Here is a 22493-nt window from a genome sequence, read left to right as displayed (position 1 = left end):
CCTCTGGGGGTGTTTGGGGGGGTTTTTTTTTTCACATTTTGGGGGGGGGCCCCCCCCCCCGGGGGGGGGGCGGGCCCCCCCCCCCCCCCCGGGGCCCGCCCCCCCCCCCCCCCCCCCCCGAGGGGGGTGTTCAAGCTGGACATAGCTCAGCCAGCACCCGCTTCTTCGCCAACGGCAACTTCTACACACCCGACGGCAAGGCGCGCTTCATCCCGATCCGTCCAGTTCCGCAAACCCGCACGAACGAAAAATTCCCGCTGGTGCTCAACACCGGGCGGGTTCGCGACCACTGGCATACCATGACGCGGACGGGAAAAAGCCAGCGGCTGTCGCAGCACCTGGCCGAGCCGTTCGCCGAAATCCACCCGGCGGACGCGCAGCACTTCGGCATCGGCGATGCCGGCATCGTCCGCGTCTCAACCGAGCATGGCGAGGTGCTGCTTCGTGCGCTGGTGACGGCGCGGCAGCGGCCAGGCTCGGTCTTCGTGCCGATGCATTGGACGGACCAGTTTTCCGCGCGGGCTCGTGTCGATGCGCTGGTGGCGCCCATCACCGATCCGATTTCAGGACAGCCGGCCTCGAAGAATGTTGCCGCCCGGGTGGAACGCTTCGCTGCCGTCGCGTTCGGCTTCGCGGTGCTTGCCGAACGGCCAGCCTCGATCGACGCCGACTATTGGAGCCTCGCCCGCTGCGCCGCCGGCTGGCGTCTCGAGCTTGCGCTGGAAGCCGACCGGGACTGGCCGGGTTTCGCGGCCTCGCTTTTCGGGGCGGACGCGCCAGGCGAGACGCTCGCCTATCATGATGTCGCCGGCGGGCACTATCGCTTCGCCCGCTTTGCCGGCAGCCGGCTGACTGGCGCGCTCTATCTTGCGCCCAGGCCGGTCGCGGTGTCGCGCGGCTGGGCGGTCGAGCAGTTGAGCGCGGACCATGCTGATCGGCGCGGGCGACTGGCGATCGTGGCGGGGCGGCCGGGCGGCAACAGCGTCGATCGCGGCGCCATCGTCTGCTCCTGTTTCGGGGTCGGCGCCAATCAGATCGCCGAAGCCGTGCGCGGAGGCTGCGTAAGCGTCGAAGCGATCGGCGCAACCTTGCATGCCGGCACCAATTGCGGCTCCTGCCGCGCCGAGATCAGGACAATCATCGAGGCGCGGCGCCTTCACGCGGCGGAGTGAGGGCGTCCAAAGCGCGTCGCGACGCTTACCAGCAATTTACAAACGGTGGGCTACCAACGTCCTTATCCGATTCGTTCCGAGCAGGACCATTATGAGCAAAGCCCTCACTTCATTCGCATTGGTGGCCATATTGACGGCTTTGCTGATGGCTCTCAGCCTGGCGGTGGCCAGGCATGGCTATCCCTTTGGTGCGATTGGCGCAGAACGCCTAGACGACGTCGCCGAGGCCGGGACGTTTATCCCGCTCGCGGGCGTGTACTTCTTCAGCGCGCTGCTGATGATGATCCTGCCGATCAGGGTCGCCGGCATCGTCCTGACACATGCTGCGGATGCGATCTTCTGGACAGTCATCGTGTTGTTCGCGGCCATCATTGGCGGCCTCGCCGCCAGATGGGCTTTCGATCGAAGCAATGTCCTGCCGGCACTGCTGAATTGGCGGTTCCTGTTTGTCGTGGCCGTCGTCGGCTGCCATCTCTTCATGAACGAACTGCGCCGCAATATCCTGCTGAGAAGTCTGTTCTTTGTCGTCTTCGCCGCAGCGACGCTCGCCTGCCTGTTCTGGTCGTTCACCATCTGAGAAACCTCGCAGCCGCTGGGCCTGACGGCTCAGTTCTTGTCGACCGGCTTCGAGCGCATGCGCGAAACGGTCTCGCGTTCGGCCCGCTTCGAACGCATTGGCGGCAGGCCGCGGTCGATCAGGTCCATGTCTTCCAGCACCATGTCGCCCATGCGCTTGAAAGCGATGTCGAGCGCGCCGGCCCGGTGGGCGGAGCGCAGGAAGCCGGGCAGCGTGCGGACAGGATGGTCCTGCGCCAGCGGCTCTTGCGGAAACACATCGCTGGCGGCGACGATGTGGCCGCTGCGAACTGCATCCATCAGCGCCGGAAAATCGACCACGCCGGCACGGCTGAGCAGGATGAAGGCGGCTCCTTTGCGCATCCTGGCAAAGGCCTCAGTGCCGAGAAAACCCTGGTTTTCGCTGGTCACCGAAGCGACGACGAAGACGAAATCGCTACTCGACAAAACCGTGTCGAGGGAAGCCGGCTCGACGCCGTTCTCGATCAGGATCGAGGGCGGCAGCCACGGATCGAAGACCTTGGTCCGCGTGCGAAAGCCCGACAGCAGCCGGTTGAGCGCACGGCCGAGATCGCCGAATCCGATGATACCGACATCCGCGCCGGAGAGAAGCCGCGCCGCCCGGTTACCCTCGCCGCCCCACAGCTCCTTGCCCTGACGAAACGCAAGATCGGCGTCGACGATGTCGCGGGCGAGGTTGAGCGCCATGGCAAGACCGAGCTCGGCCACCGGCTCGGCAAACACCATGCCGGTGGTGACGACATGGATGCCGCGCGAAAACAGCGTTTCATACGGCATGTTGTTGATGAGGTTGCTCTCGACATTGAAGACACAGCGCAGCGCCGTCATCCTTTCCAGCGTCTCCGGCGCGATCGGCGGCTGGCCGACGATGTAGCGCGCCTCGGCGAGCACATCGTGTGCCAGGGCCGCGACGCCTTCTGGCGACGTTTCGACGATACGGTATCTGGCGCGGAATCTCGCCAGTGCCTCGGGCGTGAAAATCAGGTCGAGCGTGCGTGGCTCGGGCGCGCTGATCACCAGCGGCAACGCGCTGTCGGACATGGCAGCCTCCTCCTGGCGCGATCCGCGTCGCGCCGCACTAGAATCATGGTTTACCACCTCGACACCCAAGCAGGCTTGCCGGGCTTCGCCTGCCGGGTTTGTGTTTGTCGCAGGTTTTTATCGGAAAACCATCGAACACTTTTTCGAAACCTGCTTAGCACATGCCTGTCGAGGAGCAGAACTTTGCCGCTGGCGGCCTTGCGGTGTGGCGGCTGGTGGTCCAGATAGACGGCAATCGAAGGACAAGGAAGACAGCGACATGATCCCGTTTCGAAAGAACCTCATCGATGGCGAGTGGGTGGGCGATGCCGGCTCCCGCAACATCAACCCTTCCAATCTCGACGACGTGGTCGGCGAATATGCGTCGGGCGACGCCGAGCAGGCGCGGCAGGCCATCGCGGCGGCGAAAGCGGCATTTCCTGCGTGGTCCCGATCGGGCTTGCTGGCACGCCATGCGGTGCTGAGGAAGGCGTCGGACGAGATCACCGCGCGGAAAGATGAAATCGGCCGGGCGTTGGCGCGCGAGGAGGGCAAGACGCTGGTCGAGGGAATTGGCGAAACCGTGCGGGCCGCCCAGATATTCGATTTCTTTGCTGGTGAGACGCTGCGCCTGTCGGGCGAGCTGGTTCCAAGCGTGCGGCCCGGCGTCGGTGTCGAGATCACACGCGAAGCGGTCGGCGTCGTCGGCATCATCACACCGTGGAATTTCCCGATCGCCATCCCGGCGTGGAAGATCGCTCCTGCCCTGGCCTACGGCAACACCATCGTCTTCAAGCCGGCCGAGCTGGTTCCGGAGAGCGCCTGGACCATTGTCGACATATTGCACCGCGCCGGCCTGCCTGAGGGTGTGCTCAATCTCGTCATGGGCAAGGGTTCGGTAGTCGGCCAGGCCATGCTCGACAGCCCTGACCTCAATGCCATCACCTTCACCGGCTCGGTCGGCACCGGCAAGCGCGTGGCTGCCGCCAGCGTCGAGCACATGCGCAAGTACCAGCTCGAAATGGGCGGCAAGAACCCGCTCGTCGTGCTCGACGATGCAGACCTAGCCGTCGCCGTCGACTGCGCGATCAATGGCGCATATTTCTCGACCGGCCAGCGCTGCACGGCGTCGTCCCGCCTGGTCGTGACGGACGGCATCCATGACCGCTTCGTCGATGCGATGAAAGATCGCCTCGCCAAGCTGGTCGTCGGCGACGCCCTCGATGCGAAAACCCAGATCGGACCCGTCGTCGACCAGAGCCAGTTGAAACAGGACGAAGACTATATCGCCATCGGCCGCCAGGAAGGCGCCGATCTCGCCTTCGGCGGCGAGCGGCTCGATCGCGAAACCCGCGGCTTCTACCTGCAACCGGCGCTGTTCACGCAAGCCACCAACGCCATGCGCATTTCACGCGAGGAGATTTTTGGGCCGGTCGCCAACGTCATCCGCGTCAAGGACTATGACGAGGCCTTGGCGGTGGCCAACGACACGCCGTTCGGGCTGACGTCGGGCATCTGCACCTCGAGCCTCAAGCACGCCACGCATTTCAAGCGCAACTCGGAGGCCGGCATGGTGATGGTCAATCTGCCGACGGCGGGCGTTGACTTCCACGTGCCTTTCGGCGGACGCAAGGGATCGAGCTACGGCCCGCGCGAGCAAGGCCGCTACGCAGCGGAATTCTACACTACGGTAAAGACCGCCTACACGTTCGCCGGCTAAGTAAATCAAGCCAGACGAAATCGAACGGCCTTCCCGGCGGGCGCGAGTTGCCGGGAAGGCGAACGTCTTCGTGGCCGAAACGACAGCGACCACTGGGCGCTAATGCATGTCGCGCACATGCATGAAACAGCGACCTAAAGCGCGTCGCAGGAGGCCGGTCAAACGCGGCGCGTTTTAGCCGTCATTCAGCAGGGGTCCTTGCGAGGAGGGCTCGCCGGCTGCGACAGCCAGCCGCCGGAGAACCCGGCCTTGCACAGGCCGCGACGGATATGCGGGCTCGACCGCATCAGCTCCCAGATCAGCCGCGAGCGGTGGTTTTCAATCATCAGCACGACGATGCCTTGGTCCAGTCCATAGTGCGCATCCGATATCCAGCCGCTCGGCCCGAACTTCCGCCGGTTCGCCAGCGTCGGGTTGAAGCCGCTCGGCATCCTGAAACCGTCGACCACCTCAGGGTGGCGTTCTCTGAGGTGGCGCAGCGCAGGCAGGCAGATTTCCGGTGCGAAGGGCAGCGATGCGAGATACGACCACGGCGCAATCGTTCCGTCATCGGGGCCGAACGGTGCGCCACGCGCTGCATAGCCGGAAAATTTGCGCGGCCGCCGCTCGATCCGCGCGCGGAATTTGCCGGGTCCGTCACCCGCCGAAAGTCCCCAAAGTGCTTCGCCGTAGCCGTCATAGCCAGAGGGGTTGTGCCGCGCATAGTCCCGGTGAAGGTAGGTCGCGCGGCGGCTGTTTTCGAAATAGTCCGAATTCTTGTCCCGCATGAACGCATCCCGGATGCCATCGAAGTCAATCCAGGCATGCGAGAATTGGTGCATGAACAGCGGGCCGCCATAGAGCACGTCGTAGCCGTAGATGTTTTCCCACTGATATGTCGCCGTCCAGCCGGCATAGCTGTCGTCCGAGGCGGGTTTGTCGGGGGCGGCCATTGCCAGGACGTAAAGGATCGTCGCTTCGTTGTAGCCTTCCCAGCCATAACGCAGAAAACCGCTCTTCGGCTTCCAGCCCTGTCGCAAGATCGGTCTGCTGCCTTGAATCCATCGCCAGTCGACGCGTCGGTAGAGCATTTCCGCCAGCTCGCGGATTTCGGTTTCGTCGTCAGTGTCGCCTGTGAAATAGGCGCCAGCCGTGAGCACGCCGGCCATCAGCAGCGCCGTGTCAACCACCGACAACTCGCATCGCCAGGCGCGTAGGCCGGTCCGCATGTCGAGGAAATGGTAGTAAAAGCCTTTGTGGCCGGTGACGTCGTCGCCATCGCCTTGCCGGCTGTTCCAGAAGAAACGCAGTGCGGCAAGCGTCAGCTTCACGGCTGCGTCTCGTGCTATCCAGCCGCGCTCGACCCCGACCGGATAGCAGGACAGGGCGAAGCCGACGACCGCGATGCTTGCCGGCCAATTTGGCCGCGACGTGTCGGCAACCAGTCCGTTTTCCGCATTCACGGTTTCCAGAAAATAGCCGAAGGCGGCGCGCTGGAAGCGGTCGAGCAGTTCTTCGTCGGACTGTGGAGGTTCGATCCTAAGCAAACGACGGGAACTCCAGTCTGGCGTCCGTGGTTGCAAATCGTTCCAGTTGCTTCAATAGGTCGCCCGGCCGCCGGAAACGTCGAAAACGGCAGCCGTCGTAAAGGAACATTCCTCGGAAGCGATCCACGAGATCAGCGCCGCCACCTCCTCGACCTCGCCAAACCGCGCCATTGGTATTTTCGACAGCATGAAATCGATGTGCTGCTGGCTCATCTGCTGGAAGATCGCGGTGCGCACCGCTGCCGGCGTGACGCAGTTCACCGTCACCTTGGTCTTCGCCAGTTCCTTGCCCAGCGACTTGGTCAGGCCGATCACCGCCGCCTTGGAGGTGCTGTAGGCAGAGGCATTCGGGTTTCCCTCCTTGCCGGCGATCGAAGCGATGTTGACGATCCTGCCGTAATTGCGCTCGAGCATGTGCGGAACCAGCGCCTTGTTGCAGTAGAAGACGCCGTTGATGTTGATGTCGATGACTCGGTGCCAATCCTCCACCGAATAGTCCCAGGTCGTCATGTTCGGTCCGGTGATGGCCGCGCTGGTGACCAGGATATCGACCGCGCCAAGGGCTTCGATCGTATGCCAGGCGGCCTGTGCGACCGCTACAGGATCGGCGACGTCGACGGTCACGCCGTGCAAGTCGGCGATGACAGCCTTGGCCTGCTCGATCTGGGTGGAGTTGCGATCCCAGACGCAAACGCGCCCGCCCTCTTCAACGATTCGTTGCGCGACGGCCAGGCCGATGCCTGAGGCGCCACCGGTGACCACGGCCGATCGTCCGGCAAACCGTCCCGCAAAACTCATTGGCATATGGTCTCCCTCATTTGCCCGCCCCGACGGGCGCTGGCGCCACCGCCGGCGGCGAATGTGAAGTCAACAGCGGAGAAGTTCAAGCCGGGGACTGGAGCCTCGAACAGGTTCATGGCGGGCCAGAAGCAGGCGGTTGAGAGCCGCTCTTGGCTGTTTCCTCTCCATAAGATACTGAGTTGCGGTCGCGGCGAGGCGCCGGGCCCGTCCGAGCGACTCCCATGGGCGCCGTTCAAACGTTCTTGATCGACTTCCAATGGCTCAGCCGCTCCGCGATCAACTCCACTCGTCGCTGATTGTCGCGCCCGTCCAGGATGCTCAAGTCCTCCGGTTCGGCGCGCAAGTAGACGCCTGAGGTGCGCGCGTTCAGTTTTGGCTGCGTGTCGGCGCGTGTGGTAAAGTACCCGGACGCGCGATCGGCGGACTCCAGCCGGATCTCCCCCGTCCCGTACAACTGCGACGCGTTCGCATCCAAGGGCCGTTCTCCATTCCAAAAGTAGAAGATGCCGGCAGGCTCCTTTCTCTCCTTTACCGCCTCGCTCCAGTATCTGGCTGACAGACTGCCATTCTCTTGCCATGAGCGGCCGGCCAACTCCAACGCACCATCGCGGTCTCGCGCGATACGCAGGAGGCTCACGGCCGAAGGTTCCTTTGCGGTCCGCTCCGACAGGGAAAACTGCCACCAAAGGCCCTCTATTCGGGCGACGCGGCCTTCATTTTCAACAGCTTTTCGCAGCTTTTGGTTGACCGCTCTCATCTCCGCGGCGGTCGTCGCTTCGCCATACCTCACGGACGTCAGGCCCAGGAGATCGCTTGGAAGCTTGGAACCGTTGGCATGAAGGATAAACGTTCGGCGCATTCCAAGGACTCCGCCGAAAAGGCCGGCTTCGAAGACGACATTGTCTCGCGGAGAAGCTTGAGCGGATAGAGGAGCAGATGATGCTGGCAGGCTTACACTCGTCCAGTCGTCCTGGGCGAAGACGAAAGCGGCGAAGTCGACTTCCCGCGTAAGCTCGAGCAGGCGCCCCAGGGTGGTTGTCCCCGGATTGAAGGACGTCGTCCAGGGTTCCACATGCGCGATCTCTTCAAGACCGCGTGTCAGCGCCTGCAGCAGTTTTTTCTGCTTCCCCGACGAGCCCAGGAAGATTCGAGGTTTGTCCATCCGTTTGCTCCAACCCAGCAGACCGGGGACGACCAGGGCCTGCCAGTTGTTGGTGTGGCCATCGTCTGGTTGCCCCCGAGATAGCGTACGCGGAGGGCCTCATTCATTGCAACGGATGCAACGCATGCCGACTGCCATTTTTCGGTCCGGTGCTGAAAGAACTGCAAAAACAGTTCCGCGCGGTGGTGATGCCGAGCCTCTCGTTAAATGCGGCGGCGATGGTTTTTGACGGCGCCGAAGGCGATGCCCAGCCCTGCGCCGGGATGTTCGGGTTCTTGCCGCACGCACCGCCTGTCGTGGCCTTTTGCCGCCGTCCCGGGGCGCCTTAGGACTGTTTTTGCCTCATTTGGGTGACACGCTGCGGGGGATGGGTTATATTGCACTGCACAATAGAAGCGTTCGCGCATGGCGCGGCGGCGAATCGGCATTGAACTGCATGGACGGGAATTCGCTACCGAGATGAAGATTCCAAAATCTCTGTTGGTCGACCCGGAGAAGAGCACGGTCTACGGCGCATTTGCTGTTGCCATCTCCATTTGGGCGTTCTCCTACTCCTCGGTTTTCGGCCCGATCCTGATCCTGGCCTATTATGCGGTCTGGCTTCCCCTGGTTCTGGTAGACTACCGGCGGCTGTTGCGACATGCCTCCAGCGCGTGGCTGCCGTTGGCGTTTGCATTCTATGTCTGCCTCTCGGTGTTCTGGTCGGATGCCCCCGGCATCACGTTGAGGACGTCAATCCAGTATTGCTCCCATATCGCCTGCGCCTACATCGCCGCGCGCACCGTCAGCGTCCGGACGTTGACGATAGGCTCACTGATCGGGATTTTTGTCGTCCTGCTCTATTCGCTCAAGGTCGGGGGATATTCCTATGATATGCTCGACGGGACGTACAATTTCGTCGGCGCATTCAGCTCCAAGAACCAGCTCGGCTTTGTCGCCTCCCTTGGCATCTATTTTTGCATTGTCTTCCTGGTCTTTCTCAGGCGCGGCCGGATAAGCTTTATCCTGACGGCGCCCATCTTCGTCCTATCGGCCTATCTTCTGATCATGGCGCATTCCGCCACCTCGACGGCTTCGATACCGGCAGTTCTCGCTCTGGTGGCTCTGCTTGCCATGGCCAAGAAGCTTCCACTCCGCTACCGACGGGTGATTTTCGTGGTCGGCGCATGCGGGCTGGTCGTGGTCACCGCGGTTGCCTTTGCAGGACTTCTGGATTTCGTCCTTGGCGCCTTCGGAAAGGATTCCACGCTCACCGGACGGACCTATCTCTGGGAGCAGGGCTGGGAAGCGGCGCAGCAGGCGCCAGTCCTCGGCGTCGGCTACGCGGCCTATTGGGTGCAGGGGTTCGCCGAGGCCGAGCGGCTTTGGAACGAATTCTACATCACCACCCGAAGCGGCTTCCACTTCCACAACACCTATATCGAAGCCCTCGTCGAGCTAGGTTATGTCGGGGCGACGATGATTTCGCTGATCATCGTGCGCACGCTATGGGGCCATGTATCGGCCCTGATATTCAGGACATGGCAAGCCGAGTCGGTGATTCTTGGCGGCGTGATGGTGCTTCTGCTCATCCGGTCCTTCGTTGAGATCGACACCTTCAACCCCTACATCATGGGCTCCTTCCTCCTGTATTACAGCTACTTCAGGCTGGTCAGGGTGCATGTCGCCCGTCCCAGATGGACCGCGGCCGACCTCGCGGAACCAGAAACCGCGGGGCGCTAAGCAAAGGGCTAAAATATTACCTTGATTTTTGGTGCCGCGCACAAAAACGCCGCCTGACAGCGCCAAGGCCAAGCAATCATTTCATCTCACAGGCAGCAGGCGAGCCTCGCCCGAGTTGGGTTTGCTGCCTATTGATCAGGCCCTGAGGGTCAGGAGCGCATACCATGCGAACCGCTTCACAAAGGGAAGCGTCAAAAGTACTGAATCGACAGCTTTGCCAACTTTGTAGACGGTCTCCGAGATGGTTCGCGGCATCAGCGCGCTTCCTACGGAGCACAGGCCAAAATAGTCCACCTGGACATTGCTGAAATAGCGGCGGGCCAAAGCGAAGTCCGAAATTAGCAAGGGATGTTCATCAGCGGTGCGGATGAGGGGTGTCCGATTTCTGTAGGCATTCAGGAGCGGATTGTGTCCCATCGGCTCGTAGAAGGACGCCACGCCGTTCGGCTTCAGGACACGGACCACATCGGAAAAACACCGGTCCAGGTCCAGGTGATGGATGATCCCGCGTCCATACACCAGGTCGAACTTGTTGTCCTCGAACGACATGGCTTCCGCATTCATCGCCAGGAATGTAGCGTTCGTGCTTCCAAGCGTGCTCGCCCGTTCGTTCGCCTTGTTTACTGCTACATCCGAAATATCAATCCCCGTCAGAGATCGGCAAAGATCGGGCAGGTGCAGGGAATGCAGAGACCACCCCCCATCGGAGCAACCGTACTCGAGCACGTCTGCGTTTTTCGAAAGCCGTTTTATCTGCTCGTCTTGACGTTCAGCGCCGTGACGAATTGTTCGATACCACTTGTCCAGGCTTCCTCTTGGATCCTCCTCCTGACTGAATCTGAGATTGTGAAATTCTCTTTCTCGACTGACGATTTCGCCCCTTTCACTGTGCACGACAAAGTCCTCCTCGGATTTAAGTTGCAACTAAAGCACAACATCTCCTTGCGCTGCAATTACTCACGTCCCGAGTTGGCGGTAGGCCAGCTTGTCGGGGCGGCGAGCACAGTGTCGACGAGTTCAAGGTCGAACTCGTCCGGGTCGAACTCCTTGCAGATCGGATCTGTACGGCGCGGTCGGATCGGCCGATCGCTCCAATGCCTACTGGCTTGCCATTGGCACCAGCTTCACCTTGATCACGTCCCCAGGCAGCACGGGCGTATCTTCGCTGGCAGCGATTTCGCTGGTCTTGCCGTCGACAACCCGAACCAGGCCAAACGACATCGTTGGCTCTTCGCCGTCGCGATAGCGTTGTAGCGCCGGGCTCCCCGACATGGCTTCGGCCATCAGGCCGGTGTGCATGTTCATCTTGAGCATTGTTTCGCTGAGATCGGCTTCTGCCTGTTGCCGGCCGGTGGCGAGATCCGCATTCTGGGTGTTCTCCAGGTCGATGGCGTCCTGGTCGGCCTTGCTGATCGACTGCCTGGCGGTGAGGATAGCCGTTTCGTAATCCAGGATTTTTCCTTCCAGGTCGGCGATCGTTTGCTGCGAAGTCAGAACCCGAGTGTTGACGACAAGGCCCTTTTGCGCAAGCGAACCGATGCCGCTGAGCTGTTCCTTTGCCAGGTCGACCTGCCGCTGCTGGTTGACGATCTTTTTCTGCAGCGAATCGATCTCGCTCTGCAATAGCTTCTTCAAATCGTCGAGCGCCTGAAGGCGCAGTTTGAGATTCTTTTGATCGGCCGTCAGGATCGCCATCTCGTCGGCAACGATGCTTGCCAGCTTCGGATCCTCGGCCACCTCCTTCGGCACGTCGAATGTCGGCTTGTCGGCAATCTGCGCTTCGATGCGCGCGCGCCGAACGATCAGTCGGACCCGTTGGTCCTGGAGAACGTCAAACTCGCCCTTGGCGTTGATTATGTCGCGGGCGTACCGCTGTCCTTCGGGGGCCCGCCGGACGCCGCCGGCGATGCTCATCGCCCTCAGGACGGTCAGGCCGGGCACGTAGGGATACTGGCCCGGCGTCTGGACCTCCCCGGAAATGTAGAACGGCCTGTACTGCGCCATTTCGACGGAGGCTTCCGGCCGGTCGGCCAGAGCGAGCTTGCGCTGGAGCGCCTGGCTGATCGCTGCCGCGATCTCGGATGTGGTCTTGCCGGATGCCGGCATTTCGCCGGCGAACGGCACGGACAATGTTCCAGACGGGCCGACCGTGTATTCTCCGTTGACGGCCGTCCAGTCGCGGAACGTGCCTTCAACGGTCTGCCATTCGGCCACGCGGATGGTCAGCTTGTCCTGGGATCCAAGCCGGTACTCGTCGGCCGCGGCGAGTTGGGGAACGGCGAGCGCCAGCGCGAGGCAAGTGGTCATAAGCCGCATCCGTCGCATGCGATTGCTAACCGTGCCGGCCCAGGAGATGTCGAAGATGTTTGTTTTCAACTGTACGTTTTCCGATTCGCTTTAGCCCGGCCCGATGAAGCTTGCTGCAGAATGCTTGGCGCCTGGACAGTCACTCCTCCGCACACAACCGACTCCCGGCCCGTCAATAGCAGCCCCGCGACATCCAGACGGCAGGCACGGTCTTGATGATAATGCGAATGTCCTCGAACAGCGACCAGTTCTCGACATAGTGGCGATCGAATGCGACTCGGCTGTCATAGGAAACGTCATTGCGGCCGCTGACCTGCCAGAGCCCGGTCAGGCCAGGGCGCGATTTCAGGTAATAGACGGCCGAACTGCCATAGATTTCGAGCTCGTCGCGCACCACCGGGCGAGGACCGACAAGGCTCATGTCACCCTGAAGGATATTGATGATCTGCGGCAGTTCATCGAGGCTGAGCTTCCTCAGCACGGCCCCGACACGCGTGACGCGTGGATCGTTCTTGAGCTTGCGGGTGGCTATCCATTCGGCCTTGGCCTCCGGGTTGGCGGCAAGGTATGCCGCCAGCACCTGTTCGCCATTCTGCACCATGGTGCGAAACTTGAGGCACGGGAAAATCCGTCCGCCCCGCCCGATCCGCCTGTGACCGTAGAAAATCGGCCCGCCGTCGGAAAACTTGACAAGCAGCGCGACCATCACAAACAGCGGACTGAGAGCAACCAGCCCAATCAGTGAACCGGCGATATCGAAGCTGCGTTTGAGCAGGCCGCCGATTGGTGGAAAGTCGATACCGGCCTGTGGAAAATCCGCGTCGGCCGGCTTGGCTACGTCCCTCATGCATAAACTCCATACGTTGAACGGATGGTTTGCCGCACGATATCAAAAAAATGCTGCATCGCAACACACAATTCCTTGAGCGCCTGAAATAATCGCGTCATGCATTGATTAAATAATAAACCGGTCCTGCGCAAATTTTGGCCTTTTATGGCGCGTTCGTGACAAACTATGGGCAACCTTGAAAAATTTAGTGCCTTTTTGAGGCTGATTTTGGGCGTGTCGCTCTTAGTGCCGCATGGTTGAGAAATATCGTGCTGTAGCTTTGTAAAATATAGAGCGCTCTTAAAGTAAAATACTGATTAATATTATGGCTCTTACTGAAGTGAGTCCAGACCGGCTGATTGGTCGTGATACGGGGGTGTGCGTCGCAACATGGCAGAGTCGATCCCCCGAACTTATGCAAAATAATTTGCGGCTGGCCTTGCCCGCTATTGCACACCTTAATAGAGTTGCAAATTGTTTCTGTCAGAGTATGGACAGCGTGGGAAGGCTGGAAGCAACCGGCCAAAAAAAAGCGGGTGGCCTCAACAAGCTCGCATGGCGAAGGGAGGCTCGGGATGGTCAATCATCGATTTTTGCCCGAGCAGGTTGACGGGCTGTCGGGTATGTCGCTACCAAAATTCATTATCGGCATGATTTTCGCGCTGGCGATCGTGGTCGCCTGGTCTTATCTCGACGGCGCTACGCTAGGCGCAACGCTACTTCGCGCTATAGCCTGCGCCATTGTCATTCAATTGGGCTACTTTCTGCTCGTTTTCGCCATGGTTGCCAGAAATACCCCGACGTCGGCTGACAAGATTCGCGACGTCGAACGAAGGCTGAGTTCGACCGAAGCGGCCGATGGCGAGAAGTTCAGTGCCAGGAGAAGCCTCCACTGACCTGACGGCAGGTAGCGTCGGCCGGGTCCCTGGCGCACTGCTCGCCCGACAGCATCCTGGGCAACCGACTTGTGATTTCCCCTTCAGCCTCGGATCCTCTGACTCGGCCACCACTGCCTAAACCCTGTCGATCGACCTGGTGATCAGCGATTCGAGTGCGCTGACCCCATCCAGAATGCGCAGGGATGGTGTGCGAAGCGGCCCGCCTATCCGCTGGCATTTCACCGCCCGTCGATTTGCGCCATGACGACCCCGAAAGGAAAGACTGGACGGAGCGAGTGATTTTAACGATGCTTCGCAATCGCAGCATAAGCGCCGGCTGATGTTTCGTACAGCCGGGCAGTCAGTGAGAACGAGAGCTGCATTGGGGGAGAAAATTCGGAGCTACCTGTGCAGTCGAGAGGCGAATTGATGACAGAACCGGAAGTCTGCGTGATCATTGCTGCTCGCAACGCGGCGCGGACAATTGCGGTTGCCATCGCATCGGCCTTGCGCGAGCCGGAAGTGGCCGAAGTCGTCGTCGTCGATGACGCCTCCACTGACGATACCGCGAAAGTCGTTCGGGCGGCCGACGATGGCAGCGGCAGGCTTTCCGTCATCCGGCTCGACGTCAACGGCGGTCCTTCCTTGGCCCGCAACGCCGCGATCGCCAGCTCCAAATCGCCGTTCATCAGCATTCTGGACGCCGACGATTTTTTTCTCGAGGGCAGATTTCGCGAGTTGTTCGCCAGCGCCGATTGGGATTTCGCTGCCGACAACATCATGATGATCAGGGACGATGCGGCGACCGACGTTTCGAAAATCACCGCTCCGCGGTTTGCGGCCGATCCGGAATTTCTCGATTTCGAGCGCTTCATCGAAGGCAACATCTCCAGTCGTCGTGTGCAGAGAGGTGAGTTGGGTTTCCTCAAGCCGGTGATCAGCCGCGCTTTTCTGGACCGGCATGGGCTGCGCTATGACGAAAACCTGCGGCTGGGCGAAGACTATGAACTCTACGCGCGCGCAGTTGCTTGCGGGGCGCGCTTCAAGGTCATCAGGTCCTGCGGCTACGGAGCGATCGTTCGCGCGGATTCGCTGAGCGGCCAGCACAGGACGCAGGATCTCAAGCGTCTGGCCGACGCGGATCTGGCGCTGCTGGCGATCGACAGTTTGCCGGAAGGCTCCAAGGCCGTGCTCAGAAAGCACGAACGGCAGGTGCGCGACAAATATCGGTTGCGAAACTTCCTCGACGTGAAGAACGAGAGAGGGCTGACAGCGGCTGCGGCCTACGCCCTGGCCAGCCAATCCAATCTCATCCCCATCGTTCGCGGCGTGGCCGCCGACAAGCTGGATGCGCTGTTTCGCCGCGCCGGCTTTGGCTCGAAACAGCCTGTGCCGTCGCGGCGCTTTCTCATGGCCGCAACCAGCCCGGTCGGCGAGGCTTGAGCTGGTCCGCCGGCGCGCCACACCGATCATGTCAACAGGTCCTTACCCGGCCTCAAAACGATGCGAATTTCCGATTCGCCGCACTAGGTGGTTGCCTACTCGCTTTGGGAATGGCATGTATGTTGCGGTGCAGCAATTTTGATTGGCTGTTTGAATCGGCCGAAAATGTCCGCCTGTGAGAGGAGCTGGACGATGCGACAAGAACTTTTTGGCCCGGCCGGGCACAAGGACAGCTTAGGCCGGCTATGACAGGAAACTGAGCGCATGGCCTCCATATTTGGCTTCAGATCAAGGGATCCGGCTCGAGACAGGCAGACCGATATCTCGCGCCTTGACCGCCTGGCAAAGCTGCTTGACCAGATCGCAGCCGAGATCGAGGCGGAGAAAAACGGGCTTGAGAATCGCTACCGGACAAAGGCCACCAACGCCGCCTTCCTGGTCGAGGCGATCGAAAATGGCGCGGCCTCCTCCAGTAGATCCTCCGAGGTCAGCGAACTGACGAAGTCGATCCTGAATTACGAGCGGCGCATCGCGGCGCTCGCCCGCCAGAACGAATTGATGAAGGGTCTCCGGCATTCGCTGGATGCTATCTTCGACGAAAGCGCCCAACCTGGCTCGGCCAACAAGGCCGATTTCGCCAACCCGGCCGCCGGCGCGGGGTGAAATTTCAAAGAGCCTGGGTGGCGCCACTGGGCAAGAAGCAGGCAACCGGGGAAGCTACCGGCAGAAGGTCAAGATCAGCTCGTTTCGTCATGGTTTTGAACATCGATTTGGGTTGGGGGGGCGCACAGCACAAGGTGAGTTTGGTATGAACGCGGATTCGAAAAGCACGTCCACCCGAGCAACCGGCGACCGGCCGTTCACGCACATGATGAGGCAAGGGAAACTGAGGCAGCTATGTTCGGGCGGAGCGTTTCTGCTGGTCGCACTCGGCAGCCTGGTTGCGGGCCCGACCCCTTCCCGTTCGCAGGACATCCCGACTGCGCCATCGTTCGTCGATGATTTCACCAGCTTCGACCGGGCGCGTTGGTACATTGCCGACGGCTGGGCGAACGGCAAGTATCAGAACTGCATCTGGTCCAAAAGACAGGTCAAGCTTTCCAATGGCATGCTGACGCTCGGTTTCGAAAAGCAGAAAGTGAAGGATCGCGACTTTGCCTGCGGCGAGGTCCAATCCAAGCAGCGCTTCGGCTATGGCACCTATGAGGCGCGGATGAAAACCGATTCGGGCTCTGGCATCAACGCCTCCTTCTTCACCTACATCGGCCCCACCGATAAGCAGCCGTGGGATGAAATCGACTTCGAGGTGCTGACCAAGGACACCTCCAAAGTGCAGGTCAACGCCTACATCGCCGGCAAGGGCAATAACGAGAAAGTGGTGGATGTAGCTGGCGGCACCGACAAGGCTTTTAACGATTACGCCTTCGTCTGGGAGAAGGACCGGCTGCGCTGGTACGTCAATGGCGAGCTGGTGAACACGATCACCGATCCGGCAAAGCTGCCCAGCCATGCGCAAAAGATATTTTTTAGCCTCTGGGGCAGCGACACGATGAAGGAATGGCTGGGGCCGTTTTCGGATCCGGGTCGCAAGCTTACCTTGCAAGTGGATCGCATCGCATTCACGGCGCTCGGCCAGCCATGCCAGTTTCCGGAATCGCTGGCATGCAGCATTAAATAAAGACCAATCTGAACCGGCCGGGCCGAAAGCGCTCCGAAGTCTTGAACAGGAATGAAATCACATGAATTTGACTGTCTTTGGAATCGGCTATGTCGGTCTGGTGCAGGCGGCGGTGCTTGCCGAAGTCGGCCATCAGGTATTATGCGTCGACATCGACGTGAAAAAGGTGGAGCGGCTCAATCAGGGCCTCATTCCGATTTTCGAGCCCGGGCTCGAAAACCTCGTCAAGGAGAACCATGCGGCCGGCCGCATCAAGTTCACCACCGACGCCGCGGCCGCCGTCAAGCATGGCCAGATCCAGATGATCGCTGTAGGCACGCCTCCGGGCGAGGATGGTTCGGCCGACCTCAAATATGTGCTGGCCGTTGCCGAGGCGATCGGCCGGGAGATGGATGCGCCCAAGATCGTCGTCGGCAAGTCGACCGTGCCGGTCGGCACCTGCGAAAAGATTAAGGCCAGGATCGCCGTGACGCTGAAGGCGCGGGGCCGCGAGGATCTTACTTTCGACGTCGCCTCCAATCCGGAATTCCTCAAGGAAGGCTCCGCGGTGGCCGACTGCATGAAGCCCGACCGCATTATCGTTGGCACCGGCAGCGAGGACACCGAGGCGGTGATGCGTGAGCTTTACGCTCCATTCAACCGCAACCACGAGAAGATGATCGTGATGGATGTGCGCAGCGCCGAGTTCACCAAATACGCGGCCAATTGCATGCTGGCGACCAAGATCAGCTTCATGAACGAAATGGCCAATCTGGCCGAGGAACTCGGCGCCGACATCGAGGAGGTCCGCAAGGGCATCGGCAGCGATCCGCGCATTGGCTACCACTTCATCTATCCGGGCCTCGGTTATGGCGGCTCGTGCTTCCCCAAGGACGTGCGCGCCCTGATCAAGACCGCCGAAGGCGTCAAATTCGATGCCAAGCTGCTGCGCGCCGTCGAGGAACGCAACAACGAACAGAAATCGGTCCTGTTCGACAAGGTGAACCGCTATTTCAACGGCAATCTGAAGGGCAAGACTTTTGCGCTGTGGGGCCTGGCGTTCAAGCCCAATACCGACGACATGCGTGAGGCGCCGGCTCGGGTCTTGATGGAAGCGCTCTGGAAGGCCGGCGCCAAAGTGCAGGCTTACGATCCCGAGGCGATGCAGGAATGCCAGGCCGTCTACGGACTGCGCGAGGATCTGCTCTTGTGCGGGACCAAGGAGGCAGCGCTGCGTGGCGCCGATGCGCTCATGATCGCCACCGAGTGGAAGAATTTTAAGGCACCGTCGTTCGACGCGATCAAGGATGCGCTGTCCACGCCGATCATCTTCGACGGTCGAAACCTCTACGACCCCAAGGTCATCGCTCGCTACGGCATCGAATATCACTCGATCGGCAGGATGGCGGCGTGAGATCAGGCGGGACAGGCCGGTGGCCAGGACATCAAGGACGATCGCGAAGGCTTCGATGAACGCGCTCGTGTCAACAAGGGGTCTTCTCTGATGGTGCTGGGCATCAGGCCGGAACAGATCGCCAACGAGCATTTCGATCTTGTCGCAGTCGGTTCCGGTTTCGGTTCGGCCTTCTTCCTGCATGCGTTCGCCAAGCAGCGAAAGGCACGCATTCTGGTTCTGGAATGGGGCGGGCACAACACGCATGAATGGCAGCTCGAGCAGAACGTCAACGCCGACATCGAGGACAAGACCACCTACAAGACCAACTCTGACAAGCCGTGGAATTACACCATCGGATTGGGTGGCGGAACGAATTGCTGGTTCGCCCAGACGCCGCGCTTTCACCCGAACGACTTCAGGCTGAAAAGCCTCTACGGCGTTGGTAACGACTGGCCGATCAGCTATGACGAGCTCGAGCCGTTTTACTGCGATGCAGAGGACGTCATGTCGATTTCAGGCGACCCCGACATGGCGGCGATGATGCCGCGTTCCAGGCCATTTCCCCAGCCACCGCATCACATGTCGACGCCGGACCGGATGATGAAAGCGGCGCAGCCGGACCAGCATTTTGTCATGCCGACAGCCCGCGCGCGCGTGCCGACCGCGCAACGGTCTTCTTGCTGCGCCAACTTGCGGTGCGGATTATGCCCGGTCGATGCCAAATTCACCGCCAACAATGGCCTGATGCACGTCTTCGAGCATCCCGACGTTTCGGTCTGCCTTGGCGCTGAAGTGCGCCGGCTCGACTATATCGGCGGTTCGGTCCGTTCGGTCGCATTCGTGCATGAGGGCAAGGAATATTCGGTCAGCGGCGATCTTTTCATACTGGGCGCCAATGCCATCCAGAGCCCGGCGATCATGTTGCGGTCCGGCCTGTCGGGCGAATTCGTCGGGCGCGGCCTGCACGAATCCTACGGATGGAATTTCGAAGCCTATCTCGACGGTGTCGATAATTTCGACGGAAGCACCATCACCACCGGCTTGAATTTCGGCCTTTATGACGGCGCTCACAGATCGGACCATGCGGCGGCGCTGGTCTATTTCGAAAACCGCTGGCAGCACGGGATGCGCCCTGAAAAGGGACGTGTCCGTCAGACGCTTCCCATCATCATTGTTACCGAAGACCTGCTCGACCCGGAAAATCTCGTAATTCTCGACGAGGATGAAAACGCCTTCGTCAGTTTCGCGGGAGCATCCGACTATGCCGTCAAGGGCATGGCGCGGGCAAAGGAGAAATTGGCGGCGCTTCTGGCGCCGCTACCGGTCGAAGAGATCTTCGATCGTGGCATCCGGCGCACCGAGTCGCATGTCCAGGGCACGTTGCGGATGGGCTCGAGCCCGGCGGATTCGGTCATCGATCGGGACATGATCCACCATCAGCTCAGGAACCTGGTTGTCGTCGGCTCGAGCACATATCCAAGCTGTTCCTGCGCCAACCCGAGCCTGACGGCGGCAGCCCTCTCCCTGCGGGCGGCGAGCCGGATAGCAGGAAAGGAAATGGCCGGATGATCACGGTTTCGCGACGCGCGGCACTGGCCATCATGGCTGGCGGAGTTGCTTCGACCGGCATCGCCTACGCCACCGTTTCCTCGCTTTCGGACGAGGATCTGGTGCGCGTCACGCTCGAACGATATTTCGGCAGGCTGAACATGCGCATCGAGCACTTGCAGCAGTTCGTCCTGGAATTCCAGAAGCGGAACCCCTGGATATTTCCGAACACAAAGCTGGGCGATGCTGTCACTCTGCTTGAGGAGCTGAAATTGGGCGCCGCCCGCCGGTTTCTGCCCGAAAAGAAAAAAGAGGATCTGAGACATTTCGACCGCTGGGTCATTGCCGAGTTCCATATGCTGACCGACTACGCCCGGCGCAGTTCGCCAGCCGACCCGGTCCGCTTCACCGGATGGCAGCCATGCACCAATCCGTTCGCCAATTTAGAGACGCAGCAGGATGCTTGAAGCGGGTCGCAAGCCAGCATCCGTAAATAAGCCGTGTGTCATTGCCCGTTAAACTTTGAGAATGCGACAAGGAGCCGAAACCATGAAAGTGCTTTTTGCAGGCGGTAACGGTTACACGCCCCAGTTCAGCGGCGGTGTCCAGTCCAGCACCCATCATCTTGCCGAACAGTTGCTCGAGCGCGGGCATGAGGCTTCGGTGCTCGCCGCCCTGTTCGGCCAGGGCGTCTTCGGCTACAAGGCGCGCGCCAAGATGAAGCTTTTGAGGCAGCGCGCTGTCATCGACAGCTTTCCGGGCTATCCGGTCGTGCGCGCCTGGTTTCCCTGGGAGGCGGCGGGTTTTGCCGTCGAAAAGCTGAGGCCGGATGTCGCCGTGGTCCAGTGCCACAAGTCGGTTCCGATCGGTAAGGCGCTGCAGGCCGAAGGCGTGCCGTTAGTCGTCTATCTCAGGAATGTCGAGTTCCACGAATTGGGCGGCGATCTGCGCGAGCTTCATTCGGCGCTCTACATCGCCAATTCCGAGTTCACGGCGCGCACCTACAAGGCAAAATTCGATATCGATTCGACGGTTATTCCGCCGACCATCAATCCCGCGCTCTACCGCACGCCGACGACCGGCGAGTTTGTCACGCTGATCAACCCCTATGAGGAAAAAGGTTTCGAGCTTGCGGTGCGCATCGCCGTCGCCTGCTCTGAAATCCCGTTCCTGTTCGTCGAAAGCTGGAAGCTTGACGATGATCATCGGGCCCGGATCGAGCAGACGATCGCGCCGCTCGGCAACGTCACGCTGGAGAGCCGGACCAACGACATGAAGACGGTCTACGGCCGCACGAAAATCCTGCTGGCTCCCAGCAAATGGGAAGAGGCCTGGGGCCGGGTGGCGTCGGAAGCCCATTGCAGCGGCATTCCAGTCGTCGGCTCGCGTCGTGGCGGCCTGCCCGAAGCGATCGGCTCCGGTGGCGTGGTGCTGGATTACGATGCCCCACTCGCCGACTGGGTGGCAGTGGTCAGGCGTCTGTGGACCGACAGCCAGGAATATGGGCGGCTCTCAGCGGCGGCGCGTGCATTCTCCGAGCGCCCGGAACTCGATCCGGCGGGTCAGTTCGCGACCTTCTTCTCGATGCTCGAGAGGGCGACACGACCGCCTTCGCGGCAAGCCGCTTAACGCATGTCGCGCAAAAACGCGCGTCGCGTGACGCGCTTTAAGTCCCGAACCAGGTTCAAGCCGGTCGTTTGACCCGGCTTTTGAGCGTCTCGTAACCGCGTTCGCCAAGCAGCGTGCGCGCGACGGTCTTGATTGCCGTCTTACGCCCGTCAGGCGAACTGATCTGCCGCAACCTGCCCGGAAGGTTGCGCGCCGCCTGTCCAAGTGCCGGAAGTGACAGCGTGTCGGGATAAATTACCAGATGCGTTTCCACGCACAGCACCGGCTTGCCGGAAAGCTCGGCGATCTTGAGGGCCTGCTGGTGCTCGCTTTCGATGAACAGGATGGCATCGGATTTGCGGTAGAAATCGGCTTTGAAACTGCCATGCACGCCAAGCCGTTGCCGTTCTGCCTTGCTCGGCAGGTCAAGCATGATCAGCTTGTCGTATTCTATGCCGTGGTTTGCCAGCCATGCTTCGGTAAGCGCGCGATATTTCTCGAGCCGGCTGGTGACGAGCCAGCCGATCCTGCGGGTCGGGCCAAACAGAGGCAGCGCTTCGCCCAGGAATTTCTCATAGGCGGGGCCGTCGTCGTTCTCTGCTTCGGTCGGGTCCAGGCAAAGCACGCCGTCAATGTCGACGCAGCATTGCGCGAGGAATTTGTGGTGCATGAAGTTCCATTGGAACATCCTTGGATGCGGCACGACCTCGAGGACGATGTCGGTTTCCTCGTGTTGGGGCAGCAGGCCGAACACCGCGGCAAAGGTGAAGTCCGCCTTGATGCCGGCGGCCTCTACCCGGCTGCGCGCCTCTCTCATGGCAGCGCCGCCGCTGACGCTGTCGTCGATCACCAGGACCTTGCGCATATCGGTCGCCTGGCGGTCGAGCGCGGCGCGGCGTTTGGTGACGCCCGAAGAATAGATCTTTCCGGCCAGGAAACTGTCCAGGTCGGTCATCGGAATGTTCGCCGTCAGGCTGAGCAGGGTGGCGGCGAGAATGCCGCTTCGCGGGACCCCGACCACCAGGTCGATGTCGCGCGGCAACCGGTGAAGGTTCCTGACAATCGCGTCATTCATGTCGGAGATCGATCGGTAGTGCATGGGATCAG

At 60.8% G+C, this 22493-nt stretch carries 20 protein-coding genes; 12 read left to right on the top strand and 8 right to left on the bottom strand.

Translation table 11 applies throughout. From position 1 onward, the window contains the following. Both AC0L2K_RS29115 and AC0L2K_RS29110 read left to right on the top strand, forming a co-directional pair. Nucleotides 1-1172: molybdopterin dinucleotide binding domain-containing protein (locus AC0L2K_RS29115; RefSeq protein ID WP_473533017.1), on the top strand; the 1172-nt coding region annotated here is incomplete at its 5' end. 91 nt (nucleotides 1173-1263) lie between these two features. Beyond that, entirely contained in the window at nucleotides 1264-1749 is a 486-nt protein-coding gene (locus AC0L2K_RS29110; protein WP_473533016.1) for a hypothetical protein, read from the top strand. 29 nt (nucleotides 1750-1778) lie between these two features. Here AC0L2K_RS29110 and AC0L2K_RS29105 read toward each other — a convergent pair whose 3' ends face one another. Then, nucleotides 1779-2810 (bottom strand): hydroxyacid dehydrogenase, encoded by a 1032-nt coding sequence (locus AC0L2K_RS29105; protein WP_473533015.1) that lies wholly within the window; start codon nucleotides 2808-2810, stop codon nucleotides 1779-1781. A gap of 262 nt (nucleotides 2811-3072) precedes the next feature. Between AC0L2K_RS29105 and AC0L2K_RS29100 the strand changes: the two genes are divergently transcribed. Next, nucleotides 3073-4509, top strand: coding sequence for an aldehyde dehydrogenase family protein (locus AC0L2K_RS29100; protein WP_473533026.1), 1437 nt, complete (start codon nucleotides 3073-3075; stop codon nucleotides 4507-4509). 185 nt (nucleotides 4510-4694) lie between these two features. On the opposite strand, the gene AC0L2K_RS29095 is transcribed toward AC0L2K_RS29100, so the two are convergent. From AC0L2K_RS29095 to AC0L2K_RS29085, 3 genes are all read right to left on the bottom strand, one after another. Further along, nucleotides 4695-6035: a glucoamylase family protein gene (locus tag AC0L2K_RS29095; RefSeq protein ID WP_091592785.1), complete on the bottom strand. Its 1341-nt coding sequence runs from the start codon at nucleotides 6033-6035 to the stop codon at nucleotides 4695-4697. A gap of 51 nt (nucleotides 6036-6086) precedes the next feature. After that, entirely contained in the window at nucleotides 6087-6839 is a 753-nt protein-coding gene (locus tag AC0L2K_RS29090) for an SDR family NAD(P)-dependent oxidoreductase (RefSeq protein WP_473533014.1), read from the bottom strand. Nucleotides 6840-7068: 229 nt separating this feature from the next. Beyond that, on the bottom strand, nucleotides 7069-7998 hold the full coding sequence (locus AC0L2K_RS29085) for a TIR domain-containing protein (protein WP_473533013.1): 930 nt from the start codon (nucleotides 7996-7998) through the stop codon (nucleotides 7069-7071). A 459-nt stretch (nucleotides 7999-8457) separates the two neighbouring features. Between AC0L2K_RS29085 and AC0L2K_RS29080 the strand changes: the two genes are divergently transcribed. Beyond that, nucleotides 8458-9720, top strand: a complete 1263-nt coding sequence (locus AC0L2K_RS29080; protein WP_473533025.1) for an O-antigen ligase family protein — start codon at nucleotides 8458-8460, stop codon at nucleotides 9718-9720. 135 nt (nucleotides 9721-9855) lie between these two features. Here AC0L2K_RS29080 and AC0L2K_RS29075 read toward each other — a convergent pair whose 3' ends face one another. The 3 genes from AC0L2K_RS29075 to AC0L2K_RS29065 form a co-directional block, all read right to left on the bottom strand. Continuing rightward, complete coding sequence (locus AC0L2K_RS29075) at nucleotides 9856-10644, bottom strand: class I SAM-dependent methyltransferase (RefSeq protein WP_288141830.1); 789 nt, start codon at nucleotides 10642-10644, stop codon at nucleotides 9856-9858. Nucleotides 10645-10818: 174 nt separating this feature from the next. Then, the gene (locus AC0L2K_RS29070) at nucleotides 10819-12027 is read right to left on the bottom strand and encodes a polysaccharide biosynthesis/export family protein (protein WP_128168406.1); all 1209 of its coding nucleotides are present in this window, start codon (nucleotides 12025-12027) and stop codon (nucleotides 10819-10821) included. Nucleotides 12028-12199: 172 nt separating this feature from the next. Beyond that, nucleotides 12200-12874 carry a sugar transferase gene (locus AC0L2K_RS29065; protein WP_128168350.1) on the bottom strand — a complete coding sequence of 225 codons (675 nt, stop codon included), beginning with the start codon at nucleotides 12872-12874 and terminating at the stop codon, nucleotides 12200-12202. A 557-nt stretch (nucleotides 12875-13431) separates the two neighbouring features. Between AC0L2K_RS29065 and AC0L2K_RS29060 the strand changes: the two genes are divergently transcribed. From AC0L2K_RS29060 to AC0L2K_RS29025, 8 genes are all read left to right on the top strand, one after another. Then, entirely contained in the window at nucleotides 13432-13752 is a 321-nt protein-coding gene (locus AC0L2K_RS29060; RefSeq protein WP_473533012.1) for an exopolysaccharide production repressor exox, read from the top strand. A 411-nt stretch (nucleotides 13753-14163) separates the two neighbouring features. Continuing rightward, nucleotides 14164-15177 carry a glycosyltransferase family 2 protein gene (locus AC0L2K_RS29055; RefSeq protein ID WP_128244486.1) on the top strand — a complete coding sequence of 338 codons (1014 nt, stop codon included), beginning with the start codon at nucleotides 14164-14166 and terminating at the stop codon, nucleotides 15175-15177. A gap of 264 nt (nucleotides 15178-15441) precedes the next feature. Then, the gene (locus AC0L2K_RS29050; protein ID WP_023796746.1) at nucleotides 15442-15840 is read left to right on the top strand and encodes a hypothetical protein; all 399 of its coding nucleotides are present in this window, start codon (nucleotides 15442-15444) and stop codon (nucleotides 15838-15840) included. A 145-nt stretch (nucleotides 15841-15985) separates the two neighbouring features. Further along, on the top strand, nucleotides 15986-16855 hold the full coding sequence (exoK, locus tag AC0L2K_RS29045) for an endo-1,3-1,4-beta-glycanase ExoK (protein ID WP_287171511.1): 870 nt from the start codon (nucleotides 15986-15988) through the stop codon (nucleotides 16853-16855). A gap of 61 nt (nucleotides 16856-16916) precedes the next feature. Further along, nucleotides 16917-18248: a UDP-glucose dehydrogenase family protein gene (locus tag AC0L2K_RS29040; RefSeq protein WP_128244485.1), complete on the top strand. Its 1332-nt coding sequence runs from the start codon at nucleotides 16917-16919 to the stop codon at nucleotides 18246-18248. 90 nt (nucleotides 18249-18338) lie between these two features. Further along, nucleotides 18339-19799, top strand: coding sequence for a GMC oxidoreductase (locus AC0L2K_RS29035; protein WP_473533011.1), 1461 nt, complete (start codon nucleotides 18339-18341; stop codon nucleotides 19797-19799). Next, entirely contained in the window at nucleotides 19796-20245 is a 450-nt protein-coding gene (locus tag AC0L2K_RS29030) for a hypothetical protein (protein ID WP_128168345.1), read from the top strand. Before AC0L2K_RS29035 ends, AC0L2K_RS29030 begins: the two co-directional genes overlap by 4 nt. An 82-nt stretch (nucleotides 20246-20327) precedes the next feature. Beyond that, nucleotides 20328-21407 carry a glycosyltransferase gene (locus tag AC0L2K_RS29025; protein ID WP_128244483.1) on the top strand — a complete coding sequence of 360 codons (1080 nt, stop codon included), beginning with the start codon at nucleotides 20328-20330 and terminating at the stop codon, nucleotides 21405-21407. A gap of 55 nt (nucleotides 21408-21462) precedes the next feature. Here AC0L2K_RS29025 and AC0L2K_RS29020 read toward each other — a convergent pair whose 3' ends face one another. Beyond that, entirely contained in the window at nucleotides 21463-22485 is a 1023-nt protein-coding gene (locus tag AC0L2K_RS29020; protein WP_128244482.1) for a phosphoribosyltransferase family protein, read from the bottom strand. Nucleotides 22486-22493: the final 8 nt, after the last annotated feature.

The sequence above is a fragment of the Mesorhizobium sp. WSM4817 genome (genome assembly GCF_055811135.1).
Note: the sequence above shows the minus strand (reverse complement) of the source record. Positions and strands in the feature narration are given on the sequence as shown.